The following is a 26,943-nucleotide window of genomic DNA, read 5'->3' as shown; positions in this document are numbered from 1 at the left end:
GCTCACCACAGCGGCGCCCAGGTCGGGGCGTTGAGCAGGTAGGTCTGCCAGCGCTCGCGCAATGTCAGCTCGCCCCAGCCCAGATCGCGCCCGGCCTCGGGGAGTCCGTGCAGCGCAGTGTGCAGCCAGGCGTTCGGATCGTTGATCCGCGACAGCGCACAGACCTCATGTCCCGCCCCCGCGCCGACTGCGGAGGAGAACCCGGCCATGGGTTCGAGGTAGGCATGACCGGCCCGTGCGTAACTCTTCAAGCGTTGGGTGAACTCACCGCAGCGGGTGACGTAGTCGTCGAACTTCCCCTCGAACGGCCACAGTGTGTCATGGATCCACAGCGACGGGTCATGGTCGCCGGGTGTGGTGGGTATCGTGTCGAAATCCATGTCGTGGACCCATCCCGCCAATGGCACAAGGGTTTTGGACACAACGCGTCGCCGCAGCGTATCGGTCTCCGCCTCCAGTGTCGCGAGATCACCGCCGAGTATTCGCGCGTTGAGTTGCTCCCATGCGTTCCCGTCGCGAACGGCGACGATGGTGATCGCGGTGAAGGACTCCCCAACCACCGGAGGATGCCGCAGATACCAGGCCAGCCGGACGTCATCGCCGGCGCCCAACCTCGGGAGCCACTCGTCGCGGTAGAGCTCCTCGAAGTCCTCTTCGGCGGTGCCGATCAGGGTGTGGGCCTGGTGGATGAACAGCATGCGCGGCGCGGCGACGGTCACGCCGCCAGTCGGACCGGCAGCGATCGCAGCTCACGGAACGCGAAGATCTCGTCGCGTCGTTGCGGTTCCTCAGCGAGCGTGAGCTTCGGGAATCTCGAGAGCAGGCGTTGGAAGAACACCTGTCCCTCCTGGCGAGCCAGTGATGCGCCCAGACAGTGGTGGATTCCCCCGCCGAACGAAAGAGGTGGCCCCTGGTTGCGGCGTACGTCGAGCCGGTCGGGGTCGGTAAACCGTTGCGGGTCACGGTTTCCCGCAGCAAGCAACACCGTCAGCTGCGATCCTGCGGGCAGTGGCGTACCGGCGATCTCGAGGTCTTCGAGCGCGGAGCGCGCAGCGACCTGAACGGGCGGGTCGAAGCGCAGGAACTCCTCGACCGCGCTGCCGGTCACAGACGGATCTTCGACCATGATCTGCAACTGGTCCTGATTGTGCAGCAGCGCCGACAGGCCGTTGCCGATCAGGTGTGCGGTCGTGGAGAACGCGGCAACGAACAACGTCAAGACCAGCAGGTTGACCTCCTCCTCGTCAAGCCGCTCGCCACCGTCCTCGGCACGCAGGATCGCAGTCAACAGGTCCTCGTCGATCGGGTGCGCACGACGCTCGGCGACGAAGTCGACGAAATAGGCACGCATCTTCTCCGAGGCCTCGTAGGCAGCCCAAAGCTGGTCGACGCTCGCCCACGGCGAGGCGCCGGCGACCGCATCAACCATCAACGGCGCGAACAACATCCAGTCCGCCTGCGGGACATTCAGCAATTTACCCACCACCGCCACCGGCAACGGTGTCGACAGGTCAGCGATCACGTCGATCACATCGCCTGAACCGAATTGGTCCAGCAGACCGTCGGCGATCGCCTCGGTGTTGACTCTCATGCGGTCGACTTGACGGCTGGTGAAGGCCTTGGACACCAGCTTGCGTAATCGGGTGTGCTGCGGCGGATCGAGGTTGATCAACGCAGCCGGATCGGTGATGAAGGTGCCGTACTTGCTGCGCTCGCGGTCCATCGACGCATCGCCGACAGTGCGCGCACCGACACCCATACGCGCGTCGCGCAGAACCTCATTGCACTCCTGGTAGGCGCGCACCGCGTAGTACTTAGTACCCGCGATCTGAAAGATCGGCGCGGCATGCTCGTGCAGCTGCTGATAGAGCGGGTACGGGTCGTTACGGCCCTCGCTCGTCTGAGTCATCTGAATGAAGACGTCGTCGGTGTTGATGGCTGCGGTCATGAAATCTTCCTTTCGCGCCGCTGCGCGATCGACGATGATCTGCTCGGCGGCCGCGCCGAGGCCCCCCAGCACGTTACTTTGCGGCCTAGCCAGATGACAAGACCGTCTAGTAGATGTCCGAGACAGTCAATTGTGATTCGATACCTAAGTGACCAAGACTTCGCCGCCACCGGAACGCACTGTGGGCCGACGCCGAGGGGCCAGTTCTGTGCGCCGCGACGACGTGCTGGCCGCCGCGCGCGACATGCTGGACGACGAGGGCTGGGATCGACTCAACATGGTCGCGCTCGCCGAACGTCTGGGCATCAAAGGCCCGTCGCTGTACAACCACGTCGACAACCTCGACGACTTGCGGCGTCAACTGTGGATCCTGGTGGTACGGGAGATGAGCGAAGCGATTCGCGACGCGGTGCTCGGACTTGCCGGCGACGACGCCGTGCGCGCCATCGCCACCACGTACCGCGAATACGCCAACCGCTACCCACGCCGCTACGCGCTCCCGGTCAGCATCGCCGGGCTGCACGGCCGCGACATCGCCCAAGCCGTCTCGGTGTCGACCGATACCTCGCGGGCGGTCTTCCGCTACTACGGGCTCACTGGCGACAACGTCGACATCGCTACCACACTGTTGACGGCCAGCATGTCCGGATTCATGGCCATGGAACTGCGCGGCGCCATGCAAGTCGACCCCGACACCGCCTATGACGTGCTTATCGAGAACTTCATCGCCGGCTTGCACGGTATGAAGTAGCCACCCTGCCGTGCCCAGCCCATCCGCGCACGAGCTGAATCCGATGTCCGCGGCGCGCAGCCATGCTCTCGGCGACATTCCGCGGCGCACCGCACGACGTCACCCCACGAAGACGGCGATCATCGACGGCCCCGTCATGCTGACCTTCACCGAATTCGACGAGCTGGTCGATCGCGCGGCTGCAGCATTGTGTGACAACGGCTTTGAGCCTGGGGACCGAGTCGCTCTGCTGGCCCGCAACTGCTGGCAGTACGCCGTGTTGGCGTTTGCCACGGCGCGCGCCGGTGTCGTGTTGGTGCCGGTCAATTTCATGCTCATGGCACCTGAAATCGCCTACATCCTCAAGCATTGCGGGGCGACCGGCTTCATCGTTCAGGATGAGCTGCGGCCCACAGCCGAGGAAGCGATGGCGTTGGGCGGCAACGTCACAACGAAAGTCGCAATCTGCACCGACTCGTCAGCAGCGCCTACAGACTGGCACGACTTCGCGGCCTGGCTGGCCACAACGGCGCCGGCCCCCCGCCTGCTGATTGACGACGATCAGCTGATCCGGGTGATGTACACCAGCGGAACCGAATCGCGGCCCAAAGGCGTCATGCTGTCCAGTCGCAGCCTGGTGTCGAACTACGTCAGCACCATCGTCGACGGATCTATGAGCGCACACGACATCGAACTCCATTCCATGCCGATGTATCACTGCGCCCAGTTGGACAACTTTTTGGCCACCGACATCTACCTCGGCGCAACCAGCGTCATCGTGCCCCGACCGGATCCCGAAATGATCCTGCGCAGCATCGAGGCTCATCGGGTCACCAACTACTTTGCCCCACCGACAGTGTGGATCTCGCTGCTGCGCTCGCCGGTGTTCGACCTGGTCGACCTCAGCAGCCTGCGCAAGGGGTACTACGGAGCGTCGGCGATGCCGATCGAGATCCTGCGTGAGATCCGCGAGCGATTACCCGACCTCGGGCTGTGGAATTTCTACGGCCAGACCGAGATGGCGCCGCTGGCCACCGTTCTGGGGCCCGAAGAACAGGACGACCATGCCGGCGCGGCCGGCTATCCGGTCATGAATGTCGAGACCATGATCGTCGATGAGTCGGGCGCCGAAGTCGCGGACGGCATGGTGGGTGAAATCGTCCACCGCAGTCCGCATCTCACGCTCGGTTACCTCGACGACCCCGCAAAAACCGCCGAGGCATTCCGGGGAGGATGGTTCCATTCAGGCGATCTCGGCTTCGTTGACCAGCGCGGACTGCTGCACGTCGTCGACCGCAAGAAAGACATGATCAAAACCGGTGGCGAGAACGTCGCCAGCCGCGAGGTCGAAGAAGTGCTGTACGCGCACAACGGCGTTCAGGAAGCAGCGGTGTTCGGAGTGCCGCACCCGGTGTGGGTCGAAGCCGTCACGGCCGCCGTCGTCGCTCGCGACACAGCCCATGTCAGTGAAGCCGACCTGTTGGCGCACTGCCGGGAGCGTCTGGCCGGATACAAGGTTCCCAAGCGCGTGATTTTCGTAGCGAGCTTGCCGAAGAATCCCAGCGGTAAAATACTCAAACGCCAACTTCGCGAACAACTCTCCGACAGCGCTCGCCGGGAGCACTGACCGCACCGCGGAGCTATCGCCTCAACTCCTGCGCGCAAAGTTCTGGCCCGTCAAGTCCGCGCGGCCCGTCCGAAACGAGATGTCATAGTTGTTGTGACGCAGTACCAGTGGGCGATCCCATCGGTCCTAGGCTGTCTGATCTGAAGGTGCTGCATTGAGAGCGCCGGTGAGCTAGAGGGATTCTCGTCACGGCGTGCCGGTGATCGCACCGAAGCGGGCAGCACCGTTTGCACAGCTGTCGGGATGTCTGCGACGGCCTGGGGTCCGCCCAGCGCTAACCGCATCAAATAACCGGGCAGCACGCACAGCAACACGTCGGCTAATGCTGTCGCCTCTCCAGGGCGGACGTAACTATCGGTGCGAGCGTGCGATTTCGCGTCCAACGTCACTAACGCCGCGGTGATGAGTCCATGCACTACATTTTGCCCGCCCCCACCAGTCGCTCACCAGGGCCGCATGAGGTCGCAAACCCACTTCTGCGATGGCTGCCGGGGTCTCCGACCGTGTGTGGACGGCCCACGTCATCTCGGCCCGCAAAACTGGTTTGACGATGCCGGACCAAATATCTGTTCTGGTCGCGTAGGGTACTGGGATGCAACGCAACCCACCCGAGGAGCTTTCGTGATTGATTTCAACGACCAAGCCGTCATCGTCACGGGAGCTGGACGCGGACTGGGCCGCCTTTACGCACTCGACCTGGCCAACCGCGGCGCGTCGGTGGTGGTTAATGATCTCGGCGGAAGCATGGGCGGCGAGGGATCAGACGCGACGGTGGCAGATGAAGTGGTCCGAGAAATCACCGAAGCCGGAGGTATTGCTGTGGCCTCGCACGACTCCGTAGACAGCCCTGAGGGCGGCGCGGCGATCGTGCAGACCGCCGTCGAGCATTTCGGGCGTCTCGACGCGGTGGTGAGCAATGCCGGCATCTTCAACAGCGTCCCCTTCGATGAGATGTCACCCGAGAAGTGGCGGCAGATGCTGTCGGTGCATCTCGACGGCGGGTTTCACCTCAGCCAGCCCGCCTTCAAGGTCATGAAAGAGCAGAAGTATGGCCGGTTCGTCTTCATCTCGTCCTCGGGCGGCATGTTCGGCCAACACCTGGAGGCGCACTACGGTGCCGCCAAGGCCGGGCTTGTCGGACTGAGCAACGTAATCTCGCTAGAAGGTCTTGAGCACGGAATATCGTCGAACACTGTTTTGCCGTTTGGTTTTTCGCGCATGGTCACTGAAACCGTCGACGCTAAAACGCTTGCCGAGACCGGTCTCAAAGAACTGATTCTGCCCGAGAAGGTTGTCCCAATGGTCGTCTACCTCGCTAGCCGGAACTGCGAGGTCACCCACCAAAACTATTCAGCGCTCGCGGGGCGGTACGGCCGAGTATTCATTGGACTTGGCAATGGTTGGCTAGCCCACAAAGATGTAACCCCCACCGCCGACGACATCGCGGAGCACTTCGCCGAGGTATCACAAACCGAGTCCTACACCATCCCCGACAACATTTACGACGAACTATTCGCCGTCATAGAACGCCTTGGATAGCTGCGCTCAACTGACCCACGACCCAGAGGACTCTGGCGGCCGGCCTCGTGGGTCGTCCACCAGTCGGGGGCACCAACCTTCGGCGCGGCGGATGCCCCCGGTGGATCGTTCGGGCGAAACCTAAAGGTCTAGTGCTGTCAGCAAATTGGTGAAGTCGGTCGACAGGGTGGTGCCCCCGGTTGTCAGAGCTTGGGTCAGTGAGGGCAGGATGTCGACCAGGAAACTACCGCCGGTGGCGTTGGGCTGCAACCCGTCGCCGAAGGCGCTGGCAAGGTCGAAGTCACCGGGACCGGTGATCGGTTCCTCGGTGCCGGCTGTGGCGCTGCTGCCCACGGTGCCGAACGGGTCGAACACGGTGGCGACGTCGCTGTTTCCCAGGACATCACTTTCGAGTGGGTAGAAAAAGAAGGGCAAGAAAGAGGGATAGCCGCCGGCCTCCGCGATTGAGCTGCCGCCGCCGGTGACCGAGGCGATATTGTCGCTGCCGAAGCCGGCATAGGCGCCACCGGTGTTGAAGTCACCGACCGCGGTCGCGGTGTTGTAGTCGCCCGAAATAGCCTCTGCAGCATCGTGTTCGGCGGCCTGGTCGCCGATGATGACAGCGTTGTCGAAATCGCCGTTTCCGTCGTAGCCGAGAATCCCGCCGGATCCGGCGAAGGCTCCGTCGTAGCCCTCACCGGTGTTGTTGCCGATGTCGATGGCGTTGTCGTAGCTGCCAGAGCCGGGGTAGTCGTTGTCCGACTGGTCAAGATTGCTCGACCCCGCGAACGCGCTCTGGTATTCGTAACCCGAGTTGCTGCCGATGTCGATGGCGTTGTCGTAGTTGCCCGGTTCTGATGAGTAGCCACCGGAGACGGCATAGGCGTTGGTGCCGTCGGCGAACGCGGTGTCGCCGGTACCACCGCTCGCACCGGCGTAGGCGTGATCGCCGATTGCGATCGCGAAATCTCCTTGCCCGGAATTAGCGGTGGCGGTCCCCTCGTGGAACAGGTCGGTGCCGTTGACCGATATGTCGATGTTCAGCGTGGACGTCGGCGCAGTGGAGAGCGCCGGCACGCCCCCGATGGCGGGCGATGCCGCCGCAGCCGCGACGTCCTGCGACCAGGAGTCGGCCGCGGCGATACCGGGCAACGACGCCATCGCGGCTCCGATGCCTAGTCCTGCGGCCGCCATTCCAAGACGTCCGACCTTCCGAGCAGTTGCCATTGTATTTTCCTTTCGTGTTTCCCACGCGGTTCGCATGAGGGCTGCGTGACCCGGCGCGGCATGAAGATTTGTCATACGCCGCAAGCCAAAGTTGTTGGCGGGTCCGCGCGTTGGGATTAGGGGGCGCGGACCCGCCTGGGGGACGGATGTTTACAGCGTGCCGGTTGCGGTGCCGAACAACGAGATGATGTCGTACAGCAGCGGCGAGTTCTCAGCGACCGCATTGCCATGGGTGAACAGAACCGCGGCAAGGTCATCGCCGCCGGCGGCGGTATACGATCCGGCGCCCGCAAAGTCCGACGTGGTGCCAAAGGGATCCAAGATGTAGGCGATGTTGTTGTCCGCGGAGATGTCGGCAGTGCCTCCGGCGCCTGCCGTGCTGTTGGCCGGGCCGTCGAGATAGGCGTAGTTGTCGTTACCGAAGCCCGCAGTGACAGGGTGAGAGCCGGACGTGAAACTGGTGTCGGCGATGGCGGTGTTGTTGTTGCCGAATCCAGCCTGGTGAATTGGGCCAAGCCGTTTTCGGTGCCGGTCAAGCTGGCGAAGTTGTTGTTGCCGATGCCCGCTGCGGTGCCGTCGCCGACGCCGTTGAGGTTGCCAAAGGTGTAGGCGGTGTCACCGTTGCCGGTACCGCCTTGTCCGATCAGCGCACCGTCACCGGCGAAGGCGCCGGACAGGCCGCCGACGTTCAGCGGGCCTTCGGGCACCAGGCCGTCGTTTCATGGGCGCGTCGTACCTAACTCACTAGCCAGAGGATCAGGATTCACAATCGGGCACGTTAACGCTTACGCCCGACACACACGGGCGCAGTCTGTTTCGCCATCGAAGATTCAGCCGCCCTGACTGCTCGACGATTGGTGGTGCGTACGCTAACGACATGCTGAGCGGGTACTCATCGAAACCGATGCTCGCGGCGGCGCCGTCCTGCCAGGACACCCCAATCAGCGCTTCGTTATGCGCGCGAATGCGGACCGAAGGATCTTGCTAGAGGCCGCCCATTTGGTGACACAAGCTCAATCACAATTCGACACCGGCGCAGGTCTACGTGATCTGCTGGCTCGCGCCGACACCTCCTCAACCGCCCGGCGATCGCGTCCACGCCGATAACTGTCTATTACGTAAAGCAGGCTCACGCTATCTTCTGGAGGCCGCCATCAGTTCGACCAGGAGCGGGTTAAGGGTCTGTCTGTTGGCATCGTCGACCGTTGCGGCGTACTCGTTGACGTGTTGCAACAGATTCTGCGAGTCGTCGTCCACTAGCTGTCTTCCCCTCGCTGCTGATCGTATTCCGCCTTGCCGCCTTCGGCGAGATCTGTGTGTCCGTGGCCGGTTGGCAGACGCCCAAAACCTTGACATCACAACGAATTCGGTGCAGGGCCCGCGCATTACGGGCTGGGCAAGCGGGTTCCGCAAGCCGGACACCAGCGGACCGCTGTGCCGATCATGGCACGGATCGCGGATAGATCGTTGTGGTGGAGGGTGCACGCTTGGCGGCTCAGATGGATACGGATGGTGTCGGTGATGAATTGCGCCCGCTCACGCGGCGTGGTGCCGTATCCCTCGACATCGGTTGTGCCGTAAGCGATCACGTCGCCTACGTCCAACTCACGCCTCTCGGAACAGGCGGCGCTGTAATCGTCGGATGTGCCCCAGGCGAAGCGGCCGCTGGGGCGCAGATCGACCTCGATGCTCCAATCGCCGTCGCGCTCGCGGAAGTAAAAACTGTGGACGTCGACTTCCCCGCTCCATTGTTCAGGCCACAGATGGTTGATGCGGGCTAGGAGCTTGTTGAGATTGGTGTGCGACATGTGGTTTTCGGGTTCTTCTATCATCACTGTCTGCGCGGTCGCGGCGGTGCCCCCCATCGCCAGCGCGATTTTGATCGCGGCCTGCTGGCCCTGGCCGGACAGTTGGAACGGCACGTCGTCGACGTGCGGTATGACGTTGGAATCCCAGGCGCCGCGGCCGGTTTGGTCCATTCCCAGGGTGAGAGGTTGGTCGTCCAGCGGGCCGGTCACGCCGGCCATTTTGTCGTTGACGGTTTGCAGATGCGGGGCGGCGAGCTCGTCGCGGGTGGCGCGAACGGCCAGGGATACCGCGGCTTTGTCGGTGGGATCCAGGTGATCGTTGAGGATCTGTTTGAGGTGGTAGTCCATGCCGCCGCCGGCGCGGATGGTGCGTGAATCGATGATCGCCGTCGTCAATTCCTTGGGTCTCGCGGTCAGGATCTTGCCGGAGAAGGTTCGCCAGTCCACGCGGTAGTACTCAACGGGTAGTGCCGCCGGACCATCGCTGTCGGTCGCCATATCGATCAGGTAATGCTCGATCTCGTCGCCGTAGTCGGGGTCGGATTCGATCAGCAGCCGCACCCCGGCACACGGCCGCGTCGGATGATTAGAGTTGTGGGCGCCGAACAGATTTCGGGCGAACTCCACGCGGTCGTGCAGGAATATTTCGATGTGGATGGCGGGAAGTTTCGGGGTCTGGCCTTGGGCTTCGTGCGCTGAAGAACTGCTGGACCATTGCGGCGTTGAACCAGAAGGGGTTGATTTCGTCGCCGGCGAGGCGGCCGTTGACTCGGCCGGTCAAACCCAACGTAATCGCCTCGAGCAAGGTCGACTTGCCGGCATCGTTGTCGCCGACCAGGATGTTCAATCCCTTGCGCGGCGTGAACTCCAGCTCGCGCAACTTGCGGTAGCCGATGATCCGATCGCGTTCGATCACCGGTGCCATCCCTCCTCGTCGATGGAAATTGCAGATCGCTGTGGCACAGGGCAGGCCGAGACCAAGCACTCTCTCCTTGTTTCGAGTATCCGGAATGGGTCCGACACCAAAGGTCACCCAAAATCGAAGTCGCCTCGAACGTCCTGCCGGCGCCGTAGGCATGCACTCGCGTGGCGATTCGATGTCGACGGGCCCCGCGACGACTCCCCTGGTCGGCGGTGTCTCACTTCAGTGGCCAATTGGACACCGTGTGGCCGTTTGATATGAGAAGTGGACAATTTGTTTGAGAACCTACAGTCAGCGCGCCATGTTGGTAAACCGCGACAGGTGCAGCTGGTGCGCGACGGTCACCGTCTTGGTGGGGCCGTTACGGTGCTTGGCGAGAATGAAATCCGCCTCACCCCCGCGCGGATCGTCGCGCTCGAACGCGTCCGGCCGGTTCAGCAGGATCACCATGTCCGCATCCTGCTCCAGCGATCCAGACTCACGAAGGTCGGACAGCATCGGCTTCTTGTCGGTGCGCTGCTCGGGACCACGGTTCAGCTGGCTGATCGCGACGACGGGAACCTCGAGCTCCTTGGCCAAAAGCTTGAGCTGGCGCGAGAATTCGGACACCTCGAGCTGCCGCGACTCAACCTTCTTGCCCGACGACATCAGCTGCAGATAATCGACCACGACCAGACGCAGGTCGGACTTCTGCCGCAGCCGGCGCGCCTTGGCCCGGATCTCCATCATCGTCAGGTTCGGCGAGTCGTCGATGTACAGTGGCGCCTCGCTGATCTCGCTCATCCGCCGCGCCAGCCGGGTCCAATCCTCGTCGCTCATCCGACCGGAACGCATGTCGGCGAGTTTGATCTTCGCTTCCGCCGACAACAGACGCATGACGATCTCGGACTTGCTCATCTCCAGCGAGAAGATGACGCTGGCCATGCGGTGCTTGATCGAGCATGACCGCAAAAAGTCCAGTCCCAGCGTGGAATTGTGGGTGGGGATCATTGCCTTGCTCGCCAGGTACATGTGGCTGTCGTTGTCCACCTCGACACAACGCACAGGAACCGACTCGGTTCGGCGGACGTCCACAATGAACCGTGATCCACTGCGCGCGGTGCCGGCTGCGGCCCGACGCTCCTTGTGCGCTATGGCCTTTCGCTCTAGAGCGAACACTTCGTCTTCCGTGGAAAAAGTCAGGACATAAGCGATGCTGGACGATTCGTCGCGGCCCCGGACGCGTTTGGTCGAGGTTTGGCACCGATAACCTAGGCTGACGATCAGCTCGGCGACATCGGACGCCAGCCGATGGCTGGTGACCGAGACTTGGACGGCACCGCCCGCTGTCACGGTTCCGTCGGTGTCAAGGAGGCCGGCGAGCAGGGCGCGCCGTTGCGCCTCGGACGCCCGCAGGTACTCCGTCGGAATATGCTTGTTGCCGAGCACGCCGAGCGTGCGCAGCCGCGCTTGCACGGTGCCTACAGCCGAGTGGCATTTCTGGCACAACCGCATCCCTGCTGACGGTCCATCGCAGCGAATGCAGGTTGGATCCGGCACAACCACGCACAGGCGAGGAGCCGGTTCGGCGCCAGCCGGTAGCCGCAGCTGATAGCGGTATCGAGCCGATTGCGACGGAACGGCCACTAAGCCGTCCGCTTCGATCCGCATGACGATTTCAGGGTCGGCGGTGGTGATCTGGGCCGCGGCGCTGGTGCCATCCCCCAGCCAGGCGCCGAGAGTGTATGGCGGGACCAAGAATTCGCGCTCCGGCAGCTCGAGTGCACTCGCGTTGACCACGCTGTGGTTCAGTCGCCGGTCTAGAGTGTCGCAGCGCAGAGTTCGCGCGATGTCGGCCGTCGTACGCACCGCCGCAAATGTGCGCTGATTCTTAGAGCGGTTGTACCCCACCGCGGCGGCTTGCGCTGATTCCCGGGATGCGCGTGTTTCCGTCAGCCACTGATGCGCCGCGTCGGCGACGATCACTGTTCCATCGGAGAACTCAACCTCGTAGCACGGCCGTCCCAGCATCACCTCGGTGGCAGCCACCACCCGTGTCGGCCGCCCGTCCGCGCCAAGCAATTCGTCGCCGATCGCGACGTCAGCCATCGTCGTCCAGCCGGTCGGCGTGGGCAGCAACGTGTCCAGTGCGAGCGCCTTGCCCACGCCCGGCCTGGCCGCCACGATGATCATCTGCCCGGCATGCAAGCCGTTGGTCACCTCGTCGAGCTCGGTGAAACCCGTCGGCACGCCGCGCGCGACGCCACCGTTCGAGGCGATGGCGTCGATCTCGTCCATCGTCGGTTGCAGCAGGTCTTCGAGCGGAACGAAATCCTCCGACGTACGGCGCTCGGCCACCTCATAGATCTCGGCCTGCGCACGGTCGACCACCTCGGCCACGTCGGCGCCCTCGGCGCCCGCATAGCCATACTGCACGACCCGGGTGCCGGCCTCCACGAGGCGCCGCAGGAGCGCCTTTTCGGCCACGATCGTCGCGTAGTAGCTCGCGTTGGCCGCGGTCGGCACCGTCGAAATCAGCGTGTGCAGATACGGTGCCCCGCCGATGCGGCGCAGCAGATTGCGGCGGTCCAGCTCCGCGGCGACCGTCACCGCGTCGGCCGGTTCGCCACGCCCATACAGGTCCAGGATCGCGTCGTAGACGTTTTGATGAGCGGGGCGGTAAAAGTCGCCGGGCCGCAGCCGTTCCAGCACATCGGCGATGGCGTCCTTGCTCAGCAGCATGCCGCCCAGCACGGCCTGCTCGGCCGCCATGTCCTGCGGCGGCTGGCGCCCGAAGTCCTCGCTTGGCGGCGAAGAATCCATGCCCGACGCCAAGTCATCGACGACCGCCACGGATTCCCTCCTCCCCTGATTCACGCATCCGAACATACATTCGATACTCGACCTCGAGCGTAAGTCAAGGTGCTGACAACCTGCGCCACGTGGCACCCGAACGCCCAGCGCCGGGACGACGTTAAACGTTGCTGGCTAGTAGGCAAAGGGGGTGCTGTTCATGAAGCTGTGCATGGTGTGTGCATATCCGTCGACACCTGTGTTGAGCGGGGTGTGGAGAACCTGTGGATTAATGCAGGGGGCTAGGACATCGGTGCAGATACCGGCCATACAACGCCGTGGAATTCGTGTGGACAAGAATCTCTACGGCGTGTCGGGCGAGGTTACTGCCCCGGGCGTGTTGGCTTTCGACGGTGTTTTCCCAGCGTTACGGGCCGGTAAAGAGCCTTGACGAAATACACCCCGGAAATAGTTCGCCAGTGAGCACTGCCGCGATCCCTACCAGCGGAGCGCGGCCGGATGCCCGCAGCACAACGAAGCCGGCGGCGGCCGATCAGGGCCACCGCCGGGAACGAGTAAACGGCAGGTGCTTAGCTCTGCGCGACGACCTCGAGCGCGACCTCGACGTCGACCTCGGGGTGCAGGTGCACCGCCACCGGGTGTGTCCCGACGGCTTTGATGTGCGACTTCGGCAGCCGCACGATCCGCTTGTCCAGGTTGGGTCCGCCGGCCTTCTTGATCGCCGCGACGACATCGCTGGCGGTCACCGAGCCGAACAGTTTCCCGGAATCGGCGGCGGTCTTCACCGGCAGCGAGACCGGGCCGAGCGCCTCGATCGCCGTCTTGAGTTCATTGGCGTGACCGAGGTCGCGCACCGCTTTGGTCTCGCGGGCCCGGCGGATATCGTCGGCCTGCTTCTGCGCGCCGCGGGACGCCACGATCGCCAGGCCGCGCGGGAGCAGGAAATTGCGGCCGTAACCGTCCTTGACCTCAACAGTGTCGCCGACGGCGCCAAGATGGTCGACGTCAGCCGTCAGAATCAGCTTCATCGTTTCGTACTTTCGGTAGGCCTGCGGCGACTATCGCGCCGAGGAGGTAAAGGGCAGCAGCGCCACTTCGCGGGCGTTCTTCACCGCGATGGCTATGTCACGCTGGTGCTGCACGCAATTGCCGGTGACGCGGCGCGCACGGATCTTGCCGCGCTCGCTGATGTAGGTACGCAGCAGCGCGGTGTCCTTGTAGTCGATCGCTTGATCCTTCTTGGCGCAGAAGACACATTTCCGTGCCTTGACCGGCTTTTCCGGAGCCGGCCGCCGCTTGTTGGACTTGGCCATGTCTGTTTTTCTTTCCGTTCTCTATTACTGAAGTTTTCTCAAATCAGAAGGGGGGTTCGTCATCCCCGCCGCCGAACGAGCCCGATGCGGGCGCGCTGCCCCACGGGTCGTCCGCGGGTGCGCTGCTCGCCGGCGCCGACTGCTGGCGGGATCCACCGCCACCACCGAAGCCGCCGCCACCGCCGCTACGGCTGGCCTTGTTGACCTTGGCCGTGGCATACCGCAGCGAAGGACCGATCTCGTCGACCTCGACCTCGACGACGGTGCGCTTCTCACCTTCACGAGTCTCAAAAGAGCGTTGCTTGAGCCGGCCCGTGACGATCACCCGGGCACCACGCGTGAGGCTTTCCGCGACGTTCTCGGCGGCTTCCCGCCAGATGTTGCACCGCAGGAACAGCGCCTCCCCGTCTTTCCATTCCCCGCTCTGGCGGTCATAGATCCGGGGCGTCGACGCCACAGTGAAGTTCGCGACGGCGGCACCCGACGGGGTGAACCGCAATTCGGGGTCGGCGGTCAGGTTTCCGACAACGGTGATAGTGGTGTCACCAGCCACAGTTTCCTCCTGGGTCCGCCGCTCGGGCGGTGGGTATCACGAGCGTACTTTCGCTGAGCTCTCCACAGCCTAGGCAAACGCGCCGACGAGAAGCACGCGACGCAGCCAAGGCTGTTAGTGCTTGTCGGTGCGCATCACCTTGGTGCGCAGTACCGACTCGTTGAGGCTCAACTGGCGATCCAGCTCGGACACCGTCGCCGGCTCAGCCGTCAAGTCGACCACGGCGTAGATGCCTTCGGCATGCTTGGCGATCTCGTAGGCCAGGCGGCGCCGCCCCCAGATGTCGACCTTGTCGACCGTTCCACCGTCCTTGCGGACGACATTGAGGAACGTCTCCAAGGATGGGGCCACGGTGCGCTCGTCGAGCGTCGGGTCAAGAATGACCATGATTTCGTATGGACGCATGGAAACCTCACCACCTCCTCTGGTCTCAAGCGGCCACGGACGTTCCGTGGCAGGAGGGTCGCCTGCGTCGGCAACCGCACCAGGCTACCGGATACCGGGCTGACCAGAAAAATCCGGCGGATCGGGCAACGGCACTACTGCCGGGCTTGCAGATATTCGTCGGCCCTTGTCACCGTCGCGGGATCGGCCTTGGCAAGTGCGCCCGAGTCGAAGGGCGGCTGCGGGTCGTATTCGATGAGCAGCTGAGCGGCCTGCGCGGCCTCGCGATCGACGAGCAGTTGCACCAGACGCAAGGCCATGTCGATGCCGCTGGATACCCCGGCGGCGGTGATGATCCGTTGCGGTAGGTGTTCGAGACTCGTTCCGGCACGTAGCGAGCGCCCAGCCCGTTGAGGAGGTCCGCGGCCCGCCAGTGGGTGGTGGCGGTCAACCCGTCCAGCAGCCCGGCCGCAGCCAGCAGCAACGCACCGGTGCACACCGAGGTGGTGAACCTGGTGTTCGGGTGGACCGCGCGCAGCCACGCCCGCACGGTCTCGTCGTGAATCAGTTCGCGGGTGCCGATGCCGCCAGGGAACACCACCACATCGGGTGCGTCCACCTCATCGAAGATGGCGTCACAGCTGACGCCGAGCATTGCGTTCTCGGTGCGCACCTCACCGCGACGGTGACCGACGAACACGACGCCGATCGACGGAATGCGTTGCAGCACCTCGTAAGGACCCACCGCGTCGAGCGCGGTGAACCGCGGAAAGATTGGGATGGCGACCTGGATCATGGCACTCCTCCTGCCATCCCGGCCACGCCGGGATCATCATCGTCGGCGCGGGTCACGGCCTCGCAGCGCTTGCCACCGCGGGTTGCTCGGCGGCGGCATCGGATTCCGGGCCGGTCGAGCGGCGCGACCCGACCGGGCGAAGCCAGTTCGGCAACCACCCGGGCGGGTCATCCGGCGCGCGGTCGAACGGTCCGCCGGCCGGATCGTCCACCCGGCCGCCCCATCGCACCAAATCCTCACCGGGCCGATATATCTGGCGAATCACCAACGCGCACAGAGTGATAACCGCGATATCCCGCAGCAGTACGGTCGTGGTGAAGAACTGTTCGGGCAGCGAGCGGTTGGGGTTGCCGTACAGGTAATACATCCGCGGCACCCACACCAGTGCGTCGACGGTCATCCACGTCAGCAACACCCGGCGATGCGGCAGGGCGAGCACTGCCAAGGGCACCAGCCACAGCGAGAACTGCGGGCTCCACACCTTATTGGTCAGCAGGAAAGCCGCGACCACCAAGAACAGCAACTGGGCAACCCGCGGGCGTCGCGGGGCGGTCAGCGCGATGTACGAGATTGCCGCACAGCAGGCCACGAACAGCACCGCGACAACGGTGTTGAGCACCGTCGGTGGCTGCCAGAACCCGAGCTTGGGATCGAATCCCCGCCACCCGGTGAACGACTTGATGACGTTGTACACCGAGTCCATGTCGTCGCCGCGACGCGTGTTGAGTCGGAAGAACTCCGACCAGCCGCGCGGAAAGAACACCAGCACGGGCAGGTTCACCAACAACCAGGTAACCACGGCGGCCACCGCGGTGCGGGCCCACGCCCGCAGCCGGCCGGTCCGGATTCCCAGCAGCAGCATCGGCCCCAGGAACAGCAACGGATACAGCTTCGCCGCGGCACCCAAGCCGATCAGCACGCCGGCCAGCACAGGTTTTCGCCTCGCCCAGGCCAGGAGCCCGGCCATCGCGAATCCCGTTGCCAGCGCGTCGAAATTGGTGAAGATCTGGAAGATCAATATCGGCGAACCGGCCACCAGGGCGGCGTCCCAGATCCGTCGCCCGGCCAGGCCCGCGCTCGCCCATACGGTGGCCAGCCAGGCCAGCGCCAGCCCGAAGGCCGAAATGTTGAAGAACATCACCACCTCCGCGATCACCGGAAGCGGGGCGAGCTTGCTCAGTGCGGTGTAGGTCTTGGCCAGCGCCATCGACACGTACTGGTAGACCCCGGTCAGCACCGGGTACTCCATGTAGCGCACTGCGGGCCGGCCGTCGTAACGGATCTGCTGGGCGCCGGTGGAGTCGGTCTCGACCCAGCTCGACTTGTAGGGAAACTTGCCCTGACTCAACAACTCTGCGCCGTAGAGCGGAACGGTGTCGGAGTAGCACAACTCGTAGTAGGCGCGCTGGTTATCCCAGTTGGCCACCCGTTGATCCCCGGGCCCGCTACCGGTGCTTTGCAGACAGGCCGCCTTCGTCGACCAGCCCAGCGCCAGGAACACCAGCGCGATCAAGAACATGACCCGCAGCGGGGTCATCAACCGAGAGCGGCCGATCAGCGCATGCCGGCCTACCGGTCCCCCGATGACGTCGGCCAGGGCGGCACCCAGGAAGTCGTTGCGGCTCGGGCAATCTCGGTTGTCGGCGCTGCGCAGATCCGCGGCCAGTCGCCGCGGGGACGTGGTGGCGCTGTGCTCCGCGGCGTCGGTCACGGTGGCGGCGGCGCTTGGGGTCCACCCGGCGGGGCGCCACCACCCGGGAAGCCTCCACCCGGCGGGGCGCCACCACCCGGGTAGCCACCGGGCGGGCCGCCCGGCTCCGGACCACCCGGCGGGCCGCCGGGGGCCGGCGGCGGCACGGTGACCGTGGTGGGCGGACCGACCGGGATGGTGATGCCCGGCGCGACTTCGATGGTGGGCTGGATGACGGTCTCCGATGGCGGTGGGGGCGGCGGAGGCGCGACCGGCACGCCCGCGTAACCGCCGATCTCCGTCGGCTTGGGGAAGGATTCGTTGGGCGTGCCCTTGAGCGCGCCGTCCATGGTGGATTTCCAGATGTCCGACGGCAGCCCCGACCCGTAAACCGGCCCACCCGAAGCGGTTACCAGCGGGCTGTCGCCTTTGGCCGTTCCCACCCACACCGCCGTCGACAGCGACGGCGTGTAACCGACCATCCAGGCGTCCTTGTTCGCGGTGGTGTCACCGAGCTGGGTGGTACCCGTCTTGGCCGCCGACGGCCTGCCGCCGGCCAAAGCGTGGCCGCGGGAGTAGGCGGCGATCGGCGCCATGGCCGCGGTGACGTTATCCGCAACAGCCTTGGGGATGCGCTGCTCGTTCTTGTTGTCGGAGTTGGCGGCGTCGAACAGGACCTGGCCGTCGGAGTTGACGACCTTTTGCACGAAGTGCGGGCGGTGATAGACGCCGGAGGCCGCCAGGGTGGCATACGCTGACGCCATGTCGAACACCCGGGTTTGATACTGGCCCAGCACGATTCCGTTGTTCGGTGGTCCGCCCTTGCCGTCCTCGGACAGGGTGTGCTCCACGCCGGGGAAGCTGGTCGCGACGCCGGCTTGGTGCGCCGCGTCGGCGACGGCCTGCGGTCCGCCCTTGAGCTTGAGCATCAGCCGGTAATAGGAGGTGTTCAGCGACATCTTGAGGGCCTGCGCGAGGTTACAGGTCCCGCAGCTCTCACCCTCGACGTTGGTGATCTTGATGCCGTTGACCGTCAGCGGCGAGCTGTCGATCTGGTAACCCAGCCCGATGCCCTGCTCGAGCGCGGCGACCAGCGCGAACACCTTGAACGACGACCCGGTCTGCAGTCCGGCCTGGGCGAAGTCGAACCCGTTGGCGTCGGTGCCGCCGAAGTACGCGCGGATGGCGCCGTCGTGCGGGTCGACCGACACCGCGGCCGTACGCATATCGGGGTCCTGGCCGTCGAGGTACTTCGACACCGCCTTCTCCGCCGCCTGTTGGGCCTTCGGATCGATGGTGGTGGTGACCTGCAGGCCCTGGGTGTTCAGCGTCCGCTCGTCGATGTTGAACAGCTCCATCAACTCTTTGGTCACCTGACGCTCGATCAGCCCGTTGGGCCCCGTGGTCTGGTTCTGCGCGCGCGCCTCATCCGGTGGCACGGTCTGCGGGAACTGCTGCGCGGACCGATCACTCGGCGACAGCGCCTTGGTTTCCACCATGCCGTCGAGCACCCACGCCCAGCGGGCACGGGCGCCCTGCGGGTCGATCGCCGGGTCCAGTGTGGACGGCCGCCGGATCAGCGCCGCGAGAAGTGCGCCCTCCGAAATCGTGAGCTGCTCGACGGGTTTGTTGAAGTAGGCCTTGGCGGCGGCCGAAGTTCCGTAGGCGCCCCGCCCGAAATAGATGATGTTCAGATAGGCCTGCAGCACATCGTCTTTCGACCACTCCCCCGACATCTTGGTGGCGATGACGAGTTCCTTGGCCTTACGCATCAGGCCGCTCACCCCGTGCTGGGCCGAACCCACCAGCGCGTTCTTCACGTACTGCTGGGTGATCGTCGACCCACCCTGCAGGTCGCCGTTGCCGAACAGATTGTTGTTCACCGCACGCACGAAACCGCTGAAATCGAACCCGGGATTCGAGTAGAAGTTGCGGTCCTCGGCGGCGATCACGGCCTGGCGCACGTGCACGGGGACTTGGTTGATGTTGACGTCGACCCGATTGCCTTCCGGCGGGATGATTTTGGCGATCTCCGAGCCATCGCTGGCCAGGATCGTCGAAACCTGGTTGGTGCGAAGGTCACCCGGCTTGGGGATGTCGACGATGAAGTAGGCCATCGCGAAGGTGACGAGGGGCAACAGCACCAGCACGGCCGCGCATATGTAGGCCCCGCGCCGCACCCACAGCCAGTTGATCTGCTCGGTCCACGCCCAGTCGCGCCACGGTGGTACGGGCCGCCCGCCGGGACCGCCGGGACCGCCGGGTCCTGCCGGGCGGCCGGGCCGCCAGGGCGGCGGGGGCGGCGGCCCGCCGGGTGCGCCACCGCCGAGGCTGGCCCGCTCGTGCCGGCCCGACGTCGGTCCCCGCCCGTCCAGCGCGGCCTTGACCTCATCGAGCGCATCGCGTCGCAAGGGCGTTGACGGCGGGCCGGCCAGCGCCGCTTTGACTTCCTCGATCGGGTCGGAGCGCCGAGGCGCCCGATCATCTTGGACCGGCGGCAGGATCGTGGTCAGCCGGTCGTCGGGCGGCGCCTGGCGGCGACGATTGATTGTCGGCGGCGCCTCCCGGCGTTCGCGATCCCGGGAACCGGCGTCCGGACGATCGAGGCCCGGACGCTCGTCAGAACTCTGATTGCCTACATGCTCAGTCGCTGGCCCACGTTGGTCACCGGACGGCTGGCTGTGGCGTCCTTCGTTATTCAATGGCCGTGCGGGCGTCGTTGCGGGCCGGCCGCGCGCGTCCGGTGCCCCGGGGAGGAGGTGCGGTGCGCGCCGCACCGAGCACGTATGACTTGACTAGATGGTTCCAGCTGCAGGTCCGGCACACCTCCACCACGTGGACCGCGAACTCCTCGAACCGGGTTGCCAGCATCACCAATTCTTCGGCCGTGCGCGCCGAACCCGACACCGCACCGAGGTGTTCGCCGAACACCCACGACACCAGCGTCAGCTGCTCCTTGCGGCAGATCGGACACATGACTTGACTTGGTTTGCCGTGAAACTTGGCGGCGCGCAGCAGATACGGGTTTGCGTCACATACCTCGGACACACCCGTGCGGCCCGAGTACACCTGGGCCAGCAGTGAGCGCCGCCGGAGCGCGTAATCCACCACTTGTCGCTGCAGTCGCACGCCCACCAGAGTACGTCGCCATCCCGGCCAGTGATACGCAACCAAACGCACGGCGGTCCGGGCAGGCCATCGACGATGGTTCGGCGCCAAACCGCCGCAGCGCGCCACGCAGGGCGGCCTGCCCACGTAACCGCCGATTCCCCGCGTCATTCACACCCGAACACTGTGACGAACGGCAAACCAACAGTTAGTGGTGTTGTGGCTAATATATCGAGACGATACGATTGCGCGAGGCGTCGAACCGTCGTAACCAGTCACGCAGATCTTGTTCAAGGAGGTGATTCGATTGCTGGAGCTTGCCATCCTGGGGCTCCTGATCGAATCGCCCATGCACGGCTACGAGTTGCGCAAGCGGCTGACCGGTCTGCTCGGCGCGTTCCGGGCGTTTTCGTACGGATCGCTCTACCCGGCCCTGCGGCGCATGCAGGCAGAAGGGTTGATTGCCGAGGACGCCGCCCCGGCCGGCACGCCGGTTCGGCGGGCCCGGCGCGTCTACCAGCTGACCGACCAGGGCCGTCGGCGCTTCGGTGAGCTGGTGGCCGACACCGGTCCGCACAACTACACCGACGACGGCTTCGGGGTACACCTGGCGTTCTTCAACCGCACTCCGGCAGAGGCGCGGATGCGCATTCTGGAAGGGCGCCGCCGTCAGGTCGAGGAACGACGGGAAGGCCTGCGCGAAGCCGTTGCGCGGGCCAGTAGCTCGTTCGACCGCTACACCCGTCAGCTTCATCAATTGGGGCTCGAGTCCAGTGAGCGCGAGGTCAAGTGGCTCAACGAGCTCATCGCTGCGGAGCGGGCTATGCCCGGTCTCTCCGAGCAAACGTAACCCCCTGCACGAACCCAGCATCCCAGTCAGTGGTTAGAGGTTAGGAGAACGCCCATATGAGTGAGCATCAGCCGCCAAAGGCGGAAGTGGCGCAGTCGGAGGTACGAGTCGCCATTGTCGGCGTCGGTAACTGCGCGTCTTCGCTGGTTCAGGGCGTGCAGTACTACTACGACGCCGACCCGAACAGCACCGTGCCGGGGTTGATGCACGTGAAGTTCGGCCAGTACCACGTGCGCGACGTGAAGTTTGTCGCCGCGTTCGACGTGGACGCCAAGAAGGTCGGCTTCGACCTGTCCGAGGCGATCTTCGCGTCGGAGAACAACACCATCAAGATCGCCGACGTGCCGCCCACCAACGTGACGGTGCAGCGCGGCCCGACGCTCGACGGCATCGGCAAGTACTACGCCGACACCATCGAGGTGTCCGACGTCGAGCCGGTCGACGTGGTTCAGGCCCTGCGTGAGGCGAATGTCGACGTGCTGGTGTCCTATCTGCCGGTGGGCTCCGAAGAGGCTGACAAGTTCTACGCCCAGTGCGCCATCGACGCCGGTGTGGCATTCGTCAACGCGCTGCCGGTGTTCATCGCCTCGGACCCGGTGTGGGCCAAGAAGTTCGCCGACGCCGGCGTGCCGATCGTGGGTGACGACATCAAGAGTCAGGTCGGCGCGACCATCACCCACCGCGTGATGGCCAAGCTGTTCGAGGACCGCGGTGTGCAGCTGGACCGCACCATGCAGCTCAACGTCGGCGGGAACATGGACTTCCTCAACATGCTCGAGCGGGAGCGGCTGGAGTCCAAGAAGATCTCCAAGACGCAGGCCGTGACCTCCAACCTGCAGCGCGAATTCAAGACCAAGGACGTGCACATCGGCCCGTCCGATCACGTCGGCTGGCTCGATGACCGCAAGTGGGCCTACGTACGACTGGAGGGCCGCGCCTTCGGTGATGTGCCGCTGAACTTGGAGTACAAGCTCGAGGTCTGGGACTCGCCGAACTCCGCGGGCGTCATCATCGACGCGGTGCGCGCCGCCAAGATCGCCAAGGACCGTGGCATCGGCGGTCCGGTCATTCCGGCGTCGGCGTACCTGATGAAGAGCCCGCCGCAGCAGCTGCCCGACGACATCGCGCGCGCGCAGCTCGAAGAGTTCATCATCTCGGGCTAAGACCCGACGTTCGACCGGGCGTCCGCGCCCGGTGTTCCGAGACGACAACCGCCCCGGTCCATCAGGTGTCGCTCCGCTGACCCGTTTGCGGATCACTTGATGGCCGGGGCGCCGTCTCGAGCGGGCCCGGTGCGGCGCTATTGCCAAATCATCGACACATTGCTGTGCAGGTGCTTAGCATCATGTCTCGATGACCGTTCAACCCGCAGCGTTCCTGCGCACGACTCTGCCCCTGGATCTGACCGGGCTCGCGGAACTCGACAGCGGCCGGTACCACTCGATCTGGTTGCCCGATCACCTGGTCAGCTTCTGGCCGGACTCGATCTGGACACCGGAGTTCACCGACCTCGCCACCGCCTCCCCGTCACCGCACCGCCACCTCGACGGGCTTGCGGTCGCGGCCGCGGCGGCCGCGCTGACCGAACGGGTCCCCTTGGTCAGCGCCGTGGTCGATACCGTGCGCCGCCACCCGGCCATGCTCGCCCAGACGGCGTTGACCATCGACCACCTCGCCAAGGGGCGTTTCATCCTCGGGCTGGGCAGCGGCGAGAGCGAAAACACGCTGCCCTACGGTTTCGATTTCTCACGTTCGGTCAGCCGGTTCGAGGAAGCGCTGGCGGTGATCAAGTTGCTCTGGGGCAGCGACGGTCCCGTCGACTTCGACGGTCAGTTCTATTCGCTGCACCATGCCCGGTTGGACACCGAACCGTACGAGGGGCGGGTGCCGCCGATCTGGATCGGCGCCAGCGGTCCGCGGATGCTCGACATCGCCGGCCGGTACGCCGACGGGTGGTGGCCGGCGGGGGCGTGGACTCCGGAGCACTACGCCCAGATGCTGTCTGCGGTGCGAGCATCCGCGGAACGCGCCGGCCGCGATCCGCTCGCGATCACCCCCTGCTTCATCCAAATATGTCTGATCGGTGCGGACGATGACGCCCTCGCCGATATCCTGCAGGCTCCGCTGGTCAAGGCCTTTCTGCTGCAGGTGTCGGCAAAGACGCTGCGCGACTTCGGCTTTCACCACCCGATGGGTGACGGTTGGCGTGGATTCCAGGACATCGACCCGGCGGTGCTCACCCGCGAGCGAATCGTGCAGTTTCTGGACGACGTGCGACCCGAGATGGTGCTCGCCGTCGTGCCCCACGGCACACCGAAAGAGGTCGCCAAGGTCGTCAAGACCTACGTGGACGCGGGGCTGCGCGTGCCCAAGATTCTCGACTACGGAGCCATGGCCGGCCTGGATTACGCGCGGGCGTCGGCGGCGAACGTCCGCGCCGCCGAGGACGAACTGGTGCGGCTCTGCGGAGACCCGTCGTGACAACGCGTTTGGACGCCGCGGAAATGCTCGCCGCCGCCGAGGCGGAAACCGGCCTGCACGACTACGGCGATCCCACCCTGCCGCAACGCTTCGCCGTCGCCGTCGACCACCTGAACGGCCTGAACTTGGATGCCGACGGACTCTTCGAAGCCGCGCAGGTGTGTCGCTGGCTGCTGACGTCGCGTCTTGAACTCATCGAGGACCGCAACCGCTACCCCATCGGCGCCGAGGTGATCGAGTCGCCGATGTTCGTCACCGGCGAGCCCCGTTCGGGGACAACGCTGATGCACGCCCTGATGTCGGTCGACCCGCATGCCCGGGCGCTGCGATTCTGGGAGGTGATGTATCCCTCCCCGCCGCCGGGGCTGGCCGCACCCGACGACGGCCGCCGAGCGCGCGCCGACGCCGACTGGCGGGAGATCAACGCCAAGATGCCGAAGTGGCTGCACAGCCATCCCTACAACGACATGCTGGGTGACGGCCTTCCCGAAGACGAACGCACCTGGGCGTTCGACTTCCGGGTGATGACGCCGACCGCGTGGTGGCGGGTACCGATGCAGTCGCTGGTCGGCGGTCTGGCGACCGACCCGGCCGCGCAATACCGGCTGCACAAGGCCATGCTGCAACAACTGCAATACAACCGTCCGCGAAAGTACTGGGTGCTCAAGGGTTTCCACGGCTTCCGGCTCAAGGAAATGTTCGACGCGTACCCCGATGCCACGCTGGTATGGCTGCATCGCGACCCGGTGCAAGTCGCGGCGTCACGCACGATGATGATGGCCGACATCGCCGAAGGCATGGTTGGTCCGGTTGACCTGCACGCCCAGGCAAAGATGCATTTGGAGTTGACGCGCGCCGGCGTCGCCAACACGATGAGCAATCCGCTGGTCGACGATCCGCGCATCCTGCACGTTCGCTACACCGATTTCATTGCCGATCAGGTGGGCACCGTGCAGCGCTACTACGCGTTCGCCGGCCGCCGGGTTACGCCCGAAGCCGAGTCCGCGATGCGTCACTACCTGGCCAACAATCGTGGTGACCGCTACGGCAAGTTCCGCTACTCCACTCAACTGCTGATCGATATCGGGGAAGACCTCGACGCACTGCACGCCGAATTCCGGTCGTACCGTGAGCGATTCGGAGTCGAGATAGAGAACCGTGACTGACGTGACCACGCCGCACAAACGTTTGTCGGTCCACGACGTCACCTTCTTCGGCTCTTCGCTGGCCGAGCTGGAACAGCATTGGGCGGACCTCGGTGTGTCACGGTTGAGCGTCTTGGACAGCGAGCTGCTCGACCCGCGATTCCCGAAGCTGTTGCAGCGCAACACCTATACCGTTGAGGCGGTGTGTCACGTCTTCGGCCGCGGCCGGCTCGACGCTCCAGGCAGGGTGGCGCGGGATGCGCTGCTGCCCGTGATCGACGCCGCGGCCGGGGTGGGCGCGCGGGTGGTTTACCTGCTGACCGGCGGTCGGGGCGCTTTGAGCTGGCCGCGGGCCGCCGAGCGCTTCAGCGCCATGATCGCGCCCTGCCTCGATCACGCCAAACAGGTGGGCGTGGCGCTGGCGATCGAGAATGCCTCGAGCCTCTACGCCGACATCCATCTGGCTCACACCCTGCGCGATACCGTCGCACTGGCCGAGATGAGCGGACTCGGCATCTGCATCGAGTTGTTCCACTGCTGGGCGGAGGGTGATTTCGACGCGATGGTGCAGCGGGCCTTGCCACGAACCGAGCTCATCCAGCTCAGCGATTACGTACTGGGTGACCGCGCACTCCCGGCTCGTGCGGTGCCGGGCGACGGCGCCATACCCCTCGAAGCGTTCCTCGCCCAGGCACTGGCCGGCGGTTACGCGCACGGATTCGATCTGGAGCTGATCGGTCCCCGCATCGACGCGGAGGGCCGCCTGCACTCCGCTCGGCGCGCCTGCGATGTCGTCGGAGCGATACTGACCAAATTGGGTGCATGACAATGACTTTCGGCGATAGCCCCGACGATGCGGCGCTGCAATCGGCCTGGACCGACTTCTGTGCACAACTGCAGCGCGCGGGTGAGCAGGTCTTCAAAGACGCCAATCCTGCCACCGCATCGCAGCGCGCTGACGCGTACCGGTTTCTCACCCAGAACCTCGGCCAAGCCTTCGATCTGGCGCTCGAAACCCGCAACACCAGTTACCCGGTGCTGCACACCTTTTGCGCGCCGACCCGCAAGCTCGGGGGTGACTGCGCCGACTTCACCTACCAACAAGCATGGATCGACGGGCACTCGACCTACCGCCTCACCGGCACCCGCGGCACCTCCCGCTTCTTCAACGTCACCGTGCAGGGACGACGCCCACCCGGCCCGGGCATCTTGCACGAACCATTTGGCGACACACCGCAGGCCAACCTGCTGGGCGATCACCTCGGCGTCGGCGAAGACGGGCGATTCGAAGTTTACATCGGCGGGCCCGAGCGCGGGCCGAACTGGCTACCCACCACGCTGGAGTCACGAAAACTGTTCATTCGTCAGGGGTTTGACCGCTGGGACGAGGAGCCGGCGCAGATGCGCATCGAGCGCGTCGACATGGCCTCCCCCAAACCGCTGCCCACCCCGACCGACATGGTGGACGCGATGCGCTGGGCCGGTGATTTCGTCACCGGCCTGATGTCCGATTGGCCCGAATTCCCGTTCAACTACGGCGGGGTGGACGCCGAGCACCCGAACACGTTTCCGCGCATCGACGCCACCGACGCCGACAACAAGCGCGGCCGAGCCGCCGCCAACATGTATTGGGAACTGGCCACCGACGAGGCGCTGATCATCGAATTCGACGCGCATGACGGGCTGTGGATGTTCACCAACATGGGCGTGTTCTTCAACAGCATGGACTACCTGTATCGCCCGGTGAGCTACACACCGAGCCGCACCAAAGTCGACCGCGACGGCCGCATCCGGCTGGTTATGGCTCACCGTGATCCCGGCGTGCACAACTGGCTGGACACCCAGGGCTTCGAACGCGGCAACCTGACCTACCGGCACATGCTCGACGGTGAGCCCGCCGCACTGGACACCCGGGTGGTCAAGCACGACGACCTGTCCGGCGCCCTACCCGCAGAAACCGCCATGGTGAGTGCATCGGAGCGCACCGCCGCGATGTGGGAGCGCTTCCATGGCATTCGCCGCCGCTACGTCCTGTAGGCCGAGGGCCGGC

General features: G+C 64.9%; 24 protein-coding genes and 1 pseudogene. 10 read left to right on the top strand and 15 right to left on the bottom strand.

From position 1 onward, the window contains the following. Positions 1–2: 2 nt before the first annotated feature. Together ACIUM1_RS14645 and ACIUM1_RS14640 are read right to left on the bottom strand one after the other, a co-directional pair. Entirely contained in the window at positions 3–719 is a 717-nt protein-coding gene (locus tag ACIUM1_RS14645) for a hypothetical protein (protein ID WP_406813402.1), read from the bottom strand. Beyond that, on the bottom strand, positions 716–1,948 hold the full coding sequence (locus ACIUM1_RS14640; RefSeq protein WP_406813401.1) for a cytochrome P450: 1,233 nt from the start codon (positions 1,946–1,948) through the stop codon (positions 716–718). Before ACIUM1_RS14640 ends, ACIUM1_RS14645 begins: the two co-directional genes overlap by 4 nt. 148 nt (positions 1,949–2,096) lie before the next feature. On the opposite strand from ACIUM1_RS14640, the gene ACIUM1_RS14635 reads away from it, so the two are divergent. From ACIUM1_RS14635 to ACIUM1_RS14625, 3 genes are all read left to right on the top strand, one after another. After that, positions 2,097–2,699, top strand: coding sequence for a TetR/AcrR family transcriptional regulator (locus ACIUM1_RS14635; RefSeq protein WP_406813400.1), 603 nt, complete (start codon positions 2,097–2,099; stop codon positions 2,697–2,699). 43 nt (positions 2,700–2,742) lie between these two features. After that, positions 2,743–4,305: an acyl-CoA synthetase gene (locus ACIUM1_RS14630; RefSeq protein ID WP_406817680.1), complete on the top strand. Its 1,563-nt coding sequence runs from the start codon at positions 2,743–2,745 to the stop codon at positions 4,303–4,305. 621 nt (positions 4,306–4,926) lie between these two features. Then, a complete protein-coding gene (locus ACIUM1_RS14625) occupies positions 4,927–5,844 on the top strand; it encodes an SDR family NAD(P)-dependent oxidoreductase (RefSeq protein ID WP_406813399.1) in 918 nt (305 codons plus the stop codon). 120 nt (positions 5,845–5,964) lie between these two features. On the opposite strand, the gene ACIUM1_RS14620 is transcribed toward ACIUM1_RS14625, so the two are convergent. Beyond that, positions 5,965–7,050, bottom strand: coding sequence for a hypothetical protein (locus tag ACIUM1_RS14620; RefSeq protein WP_406813398.1), 1,086 nt, complete (start codon positions 7,048–7,050; stop codon positions 5,965–5,967). Positions 7,051–7,278: 228 nt separating this feature from the next. Between ACIUM1_RS14620 and ACIUM1_RS14615 the strand changes: the two genes are divergently transcribed. After that, on the top strand, positions 7,279–7,659 hold the full coding sequence (locus tag ACIUM1_RS14615) for a hypothetical protein (RefSeq protein ID WP_406813397.1): 381 nt from the start codon (positions 7,279–7,281) through the stop codon (positions 7,657–7,659). A gap of 525 nt (positions 7,660–8,184) precedes the next feature. Here ACIUM1_RS14615 and ACIUM1_RS14610 read toward each other — a convergent pair. From ACIUM1_RS14610 to ACIUM1_RS14555, 12 genes and pseudogenes are all read right to left on the bottom strand, one after another. Then, positions 8,185–8,307 (bottom strand): hypothetical protein, encoded by a 123-nt coding sequence (locus tag ACIUM1_RS14610; RefSeq protein WP_406813396.1) that lies wholly within the window; start codon positions 8,305–8,307, stop codon positions 8,185–8,187. A 128-nt stretch (positions 8,308–8,435) separates the two neighbouring features. Further along, positions 8,436–9,419, bottom strand: a complete 984-nt coding sequence (locus ACIUM1_RS14605) for a hypothetical protein (RefSeq protein WP_406813395.1) — start codon at positions 9,417–9,419, stop codon at positions 8,436–8,438. 25 nt (positions 9,420–9,444) lie between these two features. Further along, on the bottom strand, positions 9,445–9,774 hold the full coding sequence (locus ACIUM1_RS14600) for an ATP-binding protein (protein WP_406813394.1): 330 nt from the start codon (positions 9,772–9,774) through the stop codon (positions 9,445–9,447). 297 nt (positions 9,775–10,071) lie between these two features. Next, entirely contained in the window at positions 10,072–12,612 is a 2,541-nt protein-coding gene (dnaB, locus tag ACIUM1_RS14595) for a replicative DNA helicase (protein WP_406813393.1), read from the bottom strand. A gap of 530 nt (positions 12,613–13,142) precedes the next feature. Beyond that, positions 13,143–13,601: a 50S ribosomal protein L9 gene (gene rplI / locus ACIUM1_RS14590; RefSeq protein WP_066873329.1), complete on the bottom strand. Its 459-nt coding sequence runs from the start codon at positions 13,599–13,601 to the stop codon at positions 13,143–13,145. Positions 13,602–13,631: 30 nt separating this feature from the next. Next, complete coding sequence (gene rpsR / locus ACIUM1_RS14585) at positions 13,632–13,886, bottom strand: 30S ribosomal protein S18 (protein WP_003874730.1); 255 nt, start codon at positions 13,884–13,886, stop codon at positions 13,632–13,634. A gap of 43 nt (positions 13,887–13,929) precedes the next feature. Beyond that, a complete protein-coding gene (locus tag ACIUM1_RS14580; RefSeq protein WP_406813392.1) occupies positions 13,930–14,439 on the bottom strand; it encodes a single-stranded DNA-binding protein in 510 nt (169 codons plus the stop codon). 114 nt (positions 14,440–14,553) lie between these two features. Further along, positions 14,554–14,844: a 30S ribosomal protein S6 gene (rpsF, locus tag ACIUM1_RS14575; RefSeq protein ID WP_406813391.1), complete on the bottom strand. Its 291-nt coding sequence runs from the start codon at positions 14,842–14,844 to the stop codon at positions 14,554–14,556. Between the two features lie 134 nt (positions 14,845–14,978). After that, a pseudogene (locus tag ACIUM1_RS14570) lies at positions 14,979–15,619 on the bottom strand (DJ-1/PfpI family protein). A gap of 52 nt (positions 15,620–15,671) precedes the next feature. Then, positions 15,672–17,330 carry a glycosyltransferase family 87 protein gene (locus ACIUM1_RS14565; RefSeq protein WP_406813390.1) on the bottom strand — a complete coding sequence of 553 codons (1,659 nt, stop codon included), beginning with the start codon at positions 17,328–17,330 and terminating at the stop codon, positions 15,672–15,674. Further along, positions 17,327–20,011 carry a transglycosylase domain-containing protein gene (locus ACIUM1_RS14560; protein WP_406813389.1) on the bottom strand — a complete coding sequence of 895 codons (2,685 nt, stop codon included), beginning with the start codon at positions 20,009–20,011 and terminating at the stop codon, positions 17,327–17,329. The genes ACIUM1_RS14565 and ACIUM1_RS14560 overlap by 4 nt, the downstream gene beginning before the upstream one ends. Continuing rightward, positions 20,004–20,438 carry a DUF5318 family protein gene (locus ACIUM1_RS14555; RefSeq protein WP_406813388.1) on the bottom strand — a complete coding sequence of 145 codons (435 nt, stop codon included), beginning with the start codon at positions 20,436–20,438 and terminating at the stop codon, positions 20,004–20,006. Before ACIUM1_RS14555 ends, ACIUM1_RS14560 begins: the two co-directional genes overlap by 8 nt. Before the next feature lie 286 nt (positions 20,439–20,724). On the opposite strand from ACIUM1_RS14555, the gene ACIUM1_RS14550 reads away from it, so the two are divergent. From ACIUM1_RS14550 to ACIUM1_RS14525, 6 genes are all read left to right on the top strand, one after another. Next, positions 20,725–21,267 carry a PadR family transcriptional regulator gene (locus ACIUM1_RS14550; protein ID WP_406813387.1) on the top strand — a complete coding sequence of 181 codons (543 nt, stop codon included), beginning with the start codon at positions 20,725–20,727 and terminating at the stop codon, positions 21,265–21,267. Positions 21,268–21,323: 56 nt separating this feature from the next. Beyond that, complete coding sequence (locus ACIUM1_RS14545; protein WP_406813386.1) at positions 21,324–22,430, top strand: inositol-3-phosphate synthase; 1,107 nt, start codon at positions 21,324–21,326, stop codon at positions 22,428–22,430. Positions 22,431–22,620: 190 nt separating this feature from the next. Then, complete coding sequence (locus tag ACIUM1_RS14540; protein WP_406813385.1) at positions 22,621–23,748, top strand: LLM class flavin-dependent oxidoreductase; 1,128 nt, start codon at positions 22,621–22,623, stop codon at positions 23,746–23,748. After that, complete coding sequence (locus ACIUM1_RS14535; protein ID WP_406813384.1) at positions 23,745–24,914, top strand: sulfotransferase family protein; 1,170 nt, start codon at positions 23,745–23,747, stop codon at positions 24,912–24,914. Before ACIUM1_RS14540 ends, ACIUM1_RS14535 begins: the two co-directional genes overlap by 4 nt. Position 24,915: 1 nt before the next feature. Continuing rightward, positions 24,916–25,719 (top strand): sugar phosphate isomerase/epimerase family protein, encoded by an 804-nt coding sequence (locus tag ACIUM1_RS14530; RefSeq protein ID WP_406817679.1) that lies wholly within the window; start codon positions 24,916–24,918, stop codon positions 25,717–25,719. Continuing rightward, complete coding sequence (locus ACIUM1_RS14525) at positions 25,716–26,930, top strand: DUF1214 domain-containing protein (RefSeq protein WP_406813383.1); 1,215 nt, start codon at positions 25,716–25,718, stop codon at positions 26,928–26,930. Before ACIUM1_RS14530 ends, ACIUM1_RS14525 begins: the two co-directional genes overlap by 4 nt. Positions 26,931–26,943: the final 13 nt, after the last annotated feature.

Origin of the sequence: Mycobacterium sp. M23085 (assembly GCF_045343915.1) — a bacterium.
Taxonomy (GTDB): Bacteria; Actinomycetota; Actinomycetes; order Mycobacteriales; family Mycobacteriaceae; genus Mycobacterium.
Note: the sequence above shows the minus strand (reverse complement) of the source record. Positions and strands in the feature narration are given on the sequence as shown.

Excerpts from the sequence above, each read along its gene's own strand:
- ACIUM1_RS14640 (WP_406813401.1), bottom strand. The coding sequence starts at position 1,948 with ATGACCGCAGCCATCAACACCGACGACGTCTTCATTCAGATGACTCAG.
- ACIUM1_RS14630 (WP_406817680.1), top strand. The coding sequence starts at position 2,743 with ATGTCCGCGGCGCGCAGCCATGCTCTCGGCGACATTCCGCGGCGCACC.
- ACIUM1_RS14620 (WP_406813398.1), bottom strand. The coding sequence starts at position 7,050 with ATGGCAACTGCTCGGAAGGTCGGACGTCTTGGAATGGCGGCCGCAGGA.
- ACIUM1_RS14615 (WP_406813397.1), top strand. The coding sequence starts at position 7,279 with ATGGGTGAACAGAACCGCGGCAAGGTCATCGCCGCCGGCGGCGGTATA.
- rplI (WP_066873329.1), bottom strand. The coding sequence starts at position 13,601 with ATGAAGCTGATTCTGACGGCTGACGTCGACCATCTTGGCGCCGTCGGC.
- rpsR (WP_003874730.1), bottom strand. The coding sequence starts at position 13,886 with ATGGCCAAGTCCAACAAGCGGCGGCCGGCTCCGGAAAAGCCGGTCAAG.
- rpsF (WP_406813391.1), bottom strand. The coding sequence starts at position 14,844 with ATGCGTCCATACGAAATCATGGTCATTCTTGACCCGACGCTCGACGAG.
- ACIUM1_RS14545 (WP_406813386.1), top strand. The coding sequence starts at position 21,324 with ATGAGTGAGCATCAGCCGCCAAAGGCGGAAGTGGCGCAGTCGGAGGTA.
- ACIUM1_RS14540 (WP_406813385.1), top strand. The coding sequence starts at position 22,621 with ATGACCGTTCAACCCGCAGCGTTCCTGCGCACGACTCTGCCCCTGGAT.
- ACIUM1_RS14525 (WP_406813383.1), top strand. The coding sequence starts at position 25,716 with ATGACAATGACTTTCGGCGATAGCCCCGACGATGCGGCGCTGCAATCG.